Origin of the sequence: Nocardia carnea, from assembly GCF_029868855.1 — a bacterium.
Taxonomy (GTDB): domain Bacteria; phylum Actinomycetota; class Actinomycetes; order Mycobacteriales; family Mycobacteriaceae; genus Nocardia; species Nocardia carnea_A.
In genome coordinates this window covers 1-10,053 of record NZ_JARWOV010000056.1, presented here as the reverse complement: position 1 = coordinate 10,053, position 10,053 = coordinate 1, and the positions used below count along the sequence as shown (strand labels likewise).

The 10,053-nt window shown below is 67.1% G+C and carries 8 protein-coding genes and 1 pseudogene; 5 read left to right on the top strand and 4 right to left on the bottom strand.

Annotated elements, in window-relative coordinates; translation table 11 throughout:
* Positions 1-79 (top strand): annotated as a pseudogene (locus QH195_RS04925) (peroxiredoxin); the annotation flags it as partial.
* Between the two features lie 103 nt (positions 80-182).
* On the opposite strand, the gene QH195_RS04920 reads toward QH195_RS04925, so the two are convergent.
* The 4 genes from QH195_RS04920 to acnA all read right to left on the bottom strand — a co-directional run bounded on the left by QH195_RS04920 (position 183) and on the right by acnA (position 5,371).
* The gene (locus QH195_RS04920) at positions 183-599 is read right to left on the bottom strand and encodes an acyl-CoA thioesterase (RefSeq protein ID WP_280434463.1); all 417 of its coding nucleotides are present in this window, start codon (positions 597-599) and stop codon (positions 183-185) included.
* Positions 600-638: 39 nt separating this feature from the next.
* Positions 639-1,133 carry a cupin domain-containing protein gene (locus QH195_RS04915; RefSeq protein ID WP_280434462.1) on the bottom strand — a complete coding sequence of 165 codons (495 nt, stop codon included), beginning with the start codon at positions 1,131-1,133 and terminating at the stop codon, positions 639-641.
* 582 nt (positions 1,134-1,715) lie between these two features.
* Entirely contained in the window at positions 1,716-2,282 is a 567-nt protein-coding gene (locus tag QH195_RS04910; RefSeq protein ID WP_280422181.1) for a TetR/AcrR family transcriptional regulator, read from the bottom strand.
* A 284-nt stretch (positions 2,283-2,566) separates the two neighbouring features.
* On the bottom strand, positions 2,567-5,371 hold the full coding sequence (gene acnA, locus QH195_RS04905) for an aconitate hydratase AcnA (protein WP_280422180.1): 2,805 nt from the start codon (positions 5,369-5,371) through the stop codon (positions 2,567-2,569).
* Positions 5,372-5,653: 282 nt separating this feature from the next.
* Between acnA and QH195_RS04900 the strand changes: the two genes are divergently transcribed.
* The 4 genes from QH195_RS04900 to QH195_RS04885 all read left to right on the top strand — a co-directional run bounded on the left by QH195_RS04900 (position 5,654) and on the right by QH195_RS04885 (position 9,877).
* On the top strand, positions 5,654-6,349 hold the full coding sequence (locus QH195_RS04900; protein WP_280434461.1) for a DUF6676 family protein: 696 nt from the start codon (positions 5,654-5,656) through the stop codon (positions 6,347-6,349).
* A 392-nt stretch (positions 6,350-6,741) separates the two neighbouring features.
* Positions 6,742-7,899 (top strand): chaperone MoxR1, encoded by a 1,158-nt coding sequence (locus QH195_RS04895; RefSeq protein ID WP_280422183.1) that lies wholly within the window; start codon positions 6,742-6,744, stop codon positions 7,897-7,899.
* A 29-nt stretch (positions 7,900-7,928) separates the two neighbouring features.
* Complete coding sequence (locus QH195_RS04890; protein ID WP_280422178.1) at positions 7,929-8,879, top strand: DUF58 domain-containing protein; 951 nt, start codon at positions 7,929-7,931, stop codon at positions 8,877-8,879.
* A complete protein-coding gene (locus tag QH195_RS04885) occupies positions 8,876-9,877 on the top strand; it encodes a VWA domain-containing protein (RefSeq protein WP_280422177.1) in 1,002 nt (333 codons plus the stop codon). Before QH195_RS04890 ends, QH195_RS04885 begins: the two co-directional genes overlap by 4 nt.
* Positions 9,878-10,053 lie beyond the last annotated feature (176 nt).

The window sequence follows — 10,053 nt, the reverse complement described above, 5'->3', positions numbered from 1 at the left end:
CCCGAACAACGAGATCCAGTTCGTTTCGGTGACCGCCGGTTCCGTGGGCCGCAATGTCGACGAGGTACTGCGGGTACTGTTTATGTTTTTCTCGAGCCCTGTAAAATCCCGGGGGCTTAATTTTCCGGGGGGCGGGGCCGGCGGCCCGGCCCCCCGGAATGTTTGCCCGGGTTGCCGGTGGGTCAGCCGCCGAGGAGTTCGGGCCTGGTGGCCAGTTCCCGCAACCGTCCGGCCGGATCCGGGACGAGCCGCCGCGCGTCCAGATCCAGTAATCCGCCGACCCCCACCACCTCGGCGGCGAGAGTGCCGTCGGCGCGGAGCATCTCCTGCCGGACGCGATAGGTCTTACCCGTACCCCATTCGAACGCACAGGTCACCCGGAACTCGTCTCCGCCGCGCAGTTCACGCCGGTACTTGATGGTGGTTTCCAGGACCACCGGCCCTACCCGGGCGGCCACCAGTTTGTCCGCCTGCAGACCGGCGGCCAGTAAGCACTCCCAGCGGGCGTGTTCGGCGTACTGGAGGTAGACCGCCTGATTGACATGGCCTTGGACATCGAGTTCATAACCGCGGACGGTCACGGGGACGGAGAAGGTCATGCCGGTGCGAACCCGCCACGGTCCGCGGTTGTTCCCGGTTCAGCGACGCTGCGCGGCGCGTTCCTGCCACCACCGGGGCGCGTCGACGAAGTGGTTGTCGTATTCGTCCTGGGAGGCCGCCAGTTCGTCCAGGGTCGCCTCACCGCGCGCGATGCGCTCGAGCAGCCGGAAGTAACCGAACCGTTGGACACCGGGCATGAGCGCGATCAGGATGCGGGCGCCGCTGTCCGGTGTGGCGCCGAAGGCATGGGTGGTGTGCTTCGGCACGACCGCCGTACCGCCCGCGCCGACGGTGACGAGGCGATCACCGGCCATGAGTTGTAGCTCGCCTTCGGCGACATAGAACAGTTCGTCGGATCGCGTGTGGAAATGCGGTGCCGCGCCGTCGGCGCCGCGGGCCATGGTCACCTCGAGGGTGCTCACCGTGCCGTTGGCCTGTTCCGCGTCGATGAGCAGCCGCATGGTGACCGATGCGGTGTACAGGATCTCGGCGTCGCTCGCCTGCCGGATCGCGAGGGAGTGGGTGGTGGACATAATGACTCCTATTGATTCGATGGCATATAGTTAGGTCCCAAACTATATGCCATCGAATGGTTCGGTGTCCATGATCGGTTCCGTCTCCGATGTGAGATGGGTCGAGTGGTAGAAACTGCGAACGTCGGCGCTCGCGCGGCAGGCAATGGTGGTGGTCGGCTGCCGCGTGGTCGTCGCCGAAAGGCAATATCGCGGCAGTGTTCCTCGCGCACGGCCGACGAGGCCGGGGTGGAGATGCCGCTGCCGACCTCGGCGCCATCGACAGGTGACGCGGAGATCTCGATGGATGTCGTGTAGGGCCCCGCCGCGCTCACGGATACGCCCACGCTGTCGCGCGCGGAAACGGAAAGACAGCCGAAAGGTCCGGATTATGCCGGTTACGACGGCGGATCGACGACGCCGGGGTCGGTGTGTGGCGGCACATCGTGGCGATCGTGCCGGGGGCAACCGGCGGCGCGGTGGCGCACAGTGCTCACCGATGTGGATGCTGTCGACCTCGGTGGTCGGAGTGCCTCCGGAAACCTGCTCTCCGCAACGAAACCGGCGCCGATCGCCCGGCCGCGGCGGGCCGCGCCCCGGCACTCAAGGACGGCGCCGCACCGATGCTTCCACCAGATCCAGTACGGCGGTGAGATTTTCGTTCGTATGCCCCGAAGCGATACGGGCGATGAGACCGTCCAGCACCAGGTCGAGATAACCCAGCAGGACATCGGTGGGTACATCGTCGCGCAACGCCCCGGCCGCTTTGCGGCGCTCCAGCCGGGCCAGGGTGGCCGCGGTGAGTTCGGCCGAACGCTGCGTCCAGCCCGCCCGGAACTCCGGATCGGTTCGCAACCGCCGGGCGATCTCCAGCCGGGTGCCCAGCCAGTTGTATGCCTGCGGGTCGGCGAGCATATTCCGCATGACCTGCACGATGCCCTGGTTGGCCGCGACCTCGGCCATTCGCTCGTTGTCCTCCTGGGCGAGCGCCAGGAAGAGGGCGTCCTTATCGCGGAAATGATGGAAGATCGCGCCCCGGGACAGGCCGATGGCCTCCTCCAGGCGGCGCACGGTGGCGCCGTCGTACCCGAACTCGGCGAAACAGCGGCGCGCGCCGTCGAGTATCTGTGTGCGCCGGGCGGCCAGATGATCGTCGCTGACCTTGGGCATGGACTCTCCTCCACAGCGGGGGGTGGATACGAAATGACGGGCGGTGGGTCACAGATACGCGCATCCCCGCCGCGGCCGAGACCGAGGCGGGGAATCCCGGTGTCTACTGGGTGATCACGTGTGAACCGCGTTGCGTACGTGCCGGTGTGACTTGCGGCCGGCCGGCGCGCGGGCTGCTCGGGGTATCGGCCCGCGCACCGGACCTCGGGACCGGACGAGCCGGTGGCTCGGTCACGAAGTCCGGTGCGCGAGCTCGGTATCGCCCGAACTCGCGATACCTGCGATCAGTTCCGGATCATATTCCGCAGCACGTACTGCAGAATGCCGCCGTTGCGGTAGTAATCCGCCTCACCGGGGGTGTCGATACGGACCACCGCGTCGAACTCCACCTTCGACCCGTCGTCCTTGGTCGCAGTGACGTGGACGGTGGCCGGGGTGGTGCCCGAGTTGAGTTCCTCGATGCCCTCGATATCGAAGACTTCGGTACCGGTCAGGCCCAGCGATTTCGCCGATTCCCCCTGCGGGAACTGCAGTGGGATCACGCCCATACCGATCAGGTTCGACCGGTGGATACGCTCGAACGACTCGGTGATCACGGCCTTCACACCCAGCAGGCGGGTGCCCTTGGCCGCCCAGTCACGCGACGAACCGGAGCCGTACTCCTTGCCGCCCAGCACGACCAGCGGGATGCCGGCCTTCTGGTAGTTCTGCGAGGCGTCGTAGATGAACGCCTGCGGGCCGCCCTCCTGGGTGAAGTCACGGGTGTAACCGCCCGAGACATCGTCGAGGAGCTGGTTGCGCAGCCGGATGTTGGCGAAGGTGCCGCGAATCATCACCTCGTGGTTACCGCGACGCGAGCCCAGGGAGTTGTAGTCCTTGCGCGCCACGCCGTGCGAGTCGAGGTAGTCGGCGGCCGGGGTACCCGGTTTGATGGCGCCCGCAGGGGAGATGTGGTCGGTGGTGACCGAATCGCCCAGCAGCGCCAGAACGCGGGCGCCCTTGATATCGGCGACGGGTTCCGGCTCCATGCCCATCCCGTCGAAGTACGGCGCCTTGCGGACATAGGTGGAATCGTCGCTCCACTCGAAGGTGTTGCCCTCCGGGGTGGGCAGGCTGCGCCACCGCTCGTCGCCCTTGAAGACGTCGGCGTAGGACTTGGTGAACATCTCCTGGCTGATCGCCGACTTGATGGTGTCGTCGATCTCCTGGGCCGAGGGCCAGATGTCCTTCAGGAACACCGGATTGCCCTGCGTGTCCTTGCCCAGCGGGTCGTTCTCGAAATCGAAGTCCATGGTGCCCGCGAGTGCGTAGGCGATGACCAGCGGCGGCGAAGCCAGGTAGTTCATCTTCACGTCGGGGGAGATACGGCCCTCGAAGTTGCGGTTACCGGACAGCACCGCGGTGACGGTGAGGTCGTTGTCGTTGACCGCCTGGGAGATCTCCTCCGGCAGCGGGCCGGTGTTACCGATGCAGGTGGTGCAGCCGTAGCCACCCAGGTGGAAGCCGAGCTTCTCCAGGTAGGGCCACAGGCCGGCCTTCTCGTAGTAGTCGGTGACGACCTGCGAACCCGGGGCCATATTGGTCTTGACCCACGGCTTGCTGGTCAGGCCCTTCTCCACCGCGTTACGGGCCAGCAGCGCGGCACCGATCATGACCGACGGGTTGGAGGTGTTGGTGCAGGAGGTGATACCCGCGACCGCGACCGCGCCGTGATCGAGGATGAACTCGCCACGCTCCTCGGAGACGACCCGGACCGGCTTGGACGGCCGGCCCTGGGAATTGACGGCCGCGGACTGCACATCGACGGCGCCGTCGTCGGCGAAGGACAGGGTGGCCGGATCGGACGCGGGGAACGACTCCTCGACCGCCTCGTCCAGCTGGGAATGCGGCGTCGGGTGCTGATCTTCCACGTAGTTGTGGATGTCCTTGCGGAACGCGATCTTCGATTCGTCCAGCGCGATGCGGTCCTGCGGACGCTTCGGGCCGGCGATGGAGGGCACCACGGTGCTCAGGTCGAGCTCGAGGTACTCGGAGTAGGTGGGCTCGGCGGCCGGATCGTGCCACATCCCCTGCTCCTTGGCGTAGGCCTCGACGAGCGCGAGCTGCTCGTCGGTGCGGCCGGTCAGGCGCAGGTAGTTGATGGTCTCCTCGTCGATCGGGAAGATCGCTGCGGTGGAGCCGAATTCGGGGCTCATATTGCCCAGGGTGGCGCGGTTGGCCAGCGGCACCTCGGCCACGCCCTGACCGTAGAACTCGACGAATTTGCCGACCACACCGTGCTTGCGCAGCATATCGGTGACGGTGAGCACCACATCGGTCGCGGTGACGCCGGGCTTGATCTCGCCGGTGAGTTTGAAGCCCACCACGCGCGGGATCAGCATGGAGACCGGCTGGCCGAGCATGGCGGCCTCGGCCTCGATCCCGCCGACGCCCCAGCCCAGCACGCCCAGGCCGTTGACCATGGTGGTGTGCGAGTCGGTGCCGACGCAGGTGTCCGGATAGGCCTGGCCGTTGCGGACCATGACGGTGCGGGCCAGGTACTCGATGTTCACCTGGTGGACGATGCCGGTGCCGGGCGGGACGACCTTGAAATCGTCGAACGCGCCCTGGCCCCAGCGCAGGAACTGGTAGCGCTCGCCGTTGCGCTCGTATTCGAGTTCGACATTGCGCTCGAAGGCGTCGGCGCGGCCGAAGACGTCGAGGATCAGCGAGTGGTCGATGACCATCTCGGCGGGGGAGAGGGGATTGACCTTCTCCGGGTCGCCGCCGAGAGCGGCGACGGCCTCGCGCATGGTGGCCAGGTCGACCACGCAGGGCACGCCGGTGAAGTCCTGCATCACCACGCGGGCGGGGGTGAACTGGATCTCGATACTGGGCTGGGCGTTCGGATCCCAGTTCGCCAGTGCGCGAATATGGTCGGCGGTGATGTTCGCGCCGTCCTCGGTGCGCAGCAGATTCTCGGCGAGGACCTTCAGTGCGTACGGGAGTTTCTCGGTGCCGGGCACGGCCGAGAGGCGGAAGATCTCGTAGGAGTTGCTTCCGACCTCGAGGTTGCCCTTGGCGCCGAAAGTATCGATACTTTTGGTCACGTCAGCTCCACTTGTCGGGTGTGGGCGCCGTCGGCGGGGCTGTGCCGGCGGCGGTACGTCTCTGGCATGAGGTGCCGGCCCGGGATGGCGCCGGTTCCCCGCGGTTCCCAACCCTAACAGTACGCTTGTCCTGTGAAATTTTCGGGGCGGCGCCCGGTCGCCGTCACCCGGCGTGGCAACCATTCGGCGTGGCGGGTGTACACCGACCGCTCCGTTGTCGCGTAATCTGCTCTCGAGCTGGACCGGGTTGCCGGGGCGTACCGTCGGGTACTCCCGGAATTCGTGCCCAGTATCGCTACCCCTGTCGCCTCGTCCGACGATGCGGCCTCGACCAAGACCGGATGGAAGATGACCGTCACCCACACTTCGGCCTTCTCCCTCAGGGCCACCAAGCTGCCGGACGGATTCGACGCGGACACCATGCAGGAGGTCCGGTCCGATCTCGCCGACAACGGGGTGGCCACACCCGACGGAGACGACCAGAGCGAACTGGCCGCAATCGTGGCCGATGCGCGGGCGCACGGCATCGATCTGAGCATCGTGGTGATGCACGGCAACCCCGGCCACGATTCGGAACTGCGGGATCTGGCCACCGAGGTCGCCGGATTCCAGCACGGCACGATCGCGGTCTTCAGCGACGACTGGATCGGTACCACCAGCGATTCGATCAGCCGGGTGCGGCTCGAATGGGCCGAGGACACGGCCAAGTTCAAAGGCGGTGACAGCGAGGAAGCCGCGCAGATCCTGGTACACCGCCTCGAGCAGACCCCGACTGTGAACTGGACGGAGATCACGTCGGTGCTGCTGGCCGGTCTCGTCCTGGTGATCGGGGGGCTCTACTGGGTCAAGGCTCGCCGCCGCGACGATCCGGCGATCTCGGATACCGCCGCTGCCCCGGATACCGCGGTGCCCGCGGCGGACACCGCCATTGCGGACACGCTCACCGAAGAAGCCGTGCGCGAACCTGCCTCGCGATAGGCGCCCGCCGGCGGTAATGCCGTTCCGGGGTCCGGACCGTCACCCCGGCAGCTCTTCGCCGCCGTGTCCTGAATCCTCCGGCGTCCGGGCGAGTCGTTCACGGCGGGGCGGCCACGAACCCGCCTCGGCTGCCTCGTGAGCAGTCTGCGGTGGCGTGCGGCGAAATCATCAGGTTTCGGTGGCCGCTGCGGCGGGCATCATGCCTTATCGGTACGTATGGTCGAGGGCGACGGGCGATACCGGTGGCCGAGGCCATCGGGTGGACAGCGATCCCCGACCGGCTACCGCAGGTGAAGGCGGCGAAAACCGCGACAGTGGAGCCGGTTGCGACGGATACGGTCATCACCTGGAATAGTTGTGACAGCACGCACAGGACCGAGGCGAAAGCGGGGATGTTGGTGACTTCGACGGACGGTGTCAAAGGGGCGGATTTGGCGAAAGAACCGCCGGCGCCTGCTTCGAGCACCCTCGAACGCGACGTCCAGACCCTGGAAAAAGCGATCTACGAGGTCAAGCGGGTAATTGTCGGGCAGGACCGGCTGGTCGAGCGGCTACTGGTCGGAGTGCTCGCCCGTGGTCACGTGCTGCTGGAGGGTGTCCCCGGTATCGCCAAGACGCTGGCGGTGGAAACCTTCGCCAAGGTGGTCGGCGGGTCGTTCTCCCGCGTCCAGTTCACCCCCGACCTGGTGCCCACCGATCTCGTCGGTACCCGTATCTACCGCCAGGGCCGGGAAGAGTTCGATACCGAACTCGGCCCCGTCGTCGCCAACTTCGTGCTGGCCGACGAGATCAACCGCGCCCCCGCGAAGGTGCAGTCGGCACTGCTCGAGGTGATGGCCGAACGGCATGTGTCGATCGGCGGCAAGACCTACCCCATGCCGGACCCCTTCCTGGTGATGGCCACCCAGAACCCCATCGAGAGCGAAGGTGTGTACCCGCTGCCCGAGGCGCAGCGTGACCGCTTCCTGTTCAAGGTGGTCGTCGACTACCCCTCCGTCGAGGAGGAACGCGAGATCATCTACCGGATGGGTGTCACGCCGCCCGAACCCGGGCAGATCCTGGAACCGGTGGAACTGTTGCGGTTGCAGAAACTGGCCGCCAACACCTTCGTCCACCATGCGCTGGTGGACTACGTGGTCCGGGTGATCTCGGCCACCCGTGTTCCGGCCGAGTTCGGTATGCACGATGTGGCGAACTGGATCTCCTACGGCGCCTCGCCCCGCGCCAGCCTCGGCATCATCGCCGCCGCCCGCGCGGTCGCGCTGATCCGCGGCCGCGACTATGTGGTTCCGCAGGATGTCATCGAGGTGATCCCGGATGTGCTCCGGCACCGTCTGGTGCTCTCCTACGATGCGCTCGCCGACGAGATCAGCCCCGAAGATGTGATCCAGCGGGTGCTGCAGACCGTCGGCCTGCCGCAGGTCGCGCCGCAGGCGGTGGCCCCCGGTGGTGCGCCGCCCGCCGCCGAGAACGGCAACGGCCGTCCGCCCGCGCCGCCGCAGCAGGCGCCCCAGGTGCCGCAGACCGCCGGCACGAACCAGCCCCAGTGACCCGGCCGGACCCCCGTGCCCGAGTGCCCATGGCAGATCACGCGCCACCGTCGTTCCGATCGGGTGAACTGACCGACCCGCATCTGGCGGCCGCCCTGAAAACCCTGGAGCTCACGGTGCGCCGCCGGCTGGACGGCGTACTGCACGGAGATCATCTCGGCCTCATCCCGGGCCCCGGTTCCGAACCGGGCGAGGCACGCGCCTACCAGCCGGGTGATGATGTCCGCCAGATGGACTGGTCGGTGACCGCCCGCACCACCCACCCGCATGTCCGGCAGATGATCGCCGACCGGGAACTGGAAACCTGGATGGTGGTGGATCTGTCCGCCAGCCTCGACTTCGGCACCGGCGCCTGCCAGAAACGCGATCTCGTGGTCGCCGCCGCGGCCGCGATCACCCATTTGACGATGGGTGGCGGTAACCGGGTCGGTGCCGTGGTGGCCACCGGCGAGCAGCTGCGCCGTATTCCGGCGCGCAGTGGCCGGGTGCACGCGCAATCGCTGCTGCGCAGTATCGCCACCACTCCGCATCCACGTGACGGGGTCCGCGGTGATCTGCAGGGCGCCATCGAATCGCTGCGCCGCCCGCAGCGCAAACGCGGGCTCGCGGTGGTGATCAGCGATTTCCTCGGGGACATCACCTGGCAGCGGTCGCTGCGTGCCATCTCCGCGCGGCACGAGCTACTGGCCGTGGAGGTGCTCGATCCGCGCGATATCGCCCTGCCCGATATCGGTGACGTCGTATTGCACGACCCGGAAACCGGGCGGACCCGCGAATTCAGCGTGACGCCCCAGTTGCGCGCCGACTACGCGGCGGCCGCGCAACGGCACCGGGAGGAGGTCGAGCAGACCTTGCGCAGCTGCGGCGCCCCGGTGATGACCTTGCAGACCGACCGGGACTGGATCGCCGATGTGGTCCGGTTCGTCTCCACCCGGCGCCACAGCCTCGGCGCCTCGACTTCGCGGGTGCCACGCCAGTGAGTATTTCGAATTTCGCCGCCCCGATCTGGCTCGGGTTCCTTGCCGTCATCCTGCTGCTCGCGCTGGCATATCTGCTGGTTCAGCGCAGTAAACACCGGCACATGCTGCGTTTCAGCAATATGGAGCAGCTCGAGAAGGTGGCGCCGAACCGGCCGGCCTTCTGGCGGCATATCCCGATCATCCTGGTGATCGTGGGCATGGTGTTCTCCACCATCGGCGCGGCCGGGCCGACCGCCGAGCAGAAAGTGCCCCGCAACCGGGCCACCGTCGTCCTGGTGATGGACGTCTCGCTGTCGATGGAAGCCACCGATGTGTCTCCGAGCCGGCTCGAGGTCGCCCAGCAGGCGGCCAAGGATTTCGCCGAAGGTCTCACCCCGGGAATCAACCTGGGCCTGGTGACCTACGCGGGAACCGCCTCGGTCCTCGTCTCGCCCACCACCGACCGCGGATCGGTGAAGGCCGCCATCGACAATATCCGCCTCGCCGAACGCACGGCCACCGGCGAGGGCATCTTCACCGCCCTCCAGTCGATCGAAACCCTGGCGTCGGTGCTGGGTGGTTCGGAGACACCGCCACCGGCCCGGATCGTGCTGATGTCCGACGGTAAACAGACGGTCCCGGATTTCGAGGATTTCGATAATCCGCGCCACGAATTCGTGGCGGCCCGGCTGGCCAAGACCAAGAAGATCCCGGTGTCGACCATCTCGTTCGGGACGCAATGGGGTGTTGTCGAGATCCCGCGCGACGACGGGGGTACCGATCAGGTCGAGGTTCCGGTGGACGACGAGGCGATGCAGGAGATCGCACAACTGTCCGGTGGCGAGTTCTACACGGCCTCCAGCCTGCAGGAGCTCTCCAGCGTCTACGACACCCTCGAGGAACAGATCGGCTACGAGATCACCCGCGGTGACGCGAGCCGGCCCTGGTGGCTGCTCGGTCTGCTGGCCACTCTCGCCGGTGTCGTGGTGGCCCTGCTGCTGCGGCAGCGGCTGCCGTAACCGGATCCACCGGCCCTCCCCGGGGCCGGTGAGCACGCCGTGCACGGGGCGGGGTGGGTTACGGACCCCGCCCCGTGGGGGTTTGGGGGGTTTTTTTGGGGGCGCCCAAATTCACCGGGGGAATTTTGGGGGGGGTGCCCAGGGGGTGGTTACGCGGGCGGCAGGGTGGGTTTTGG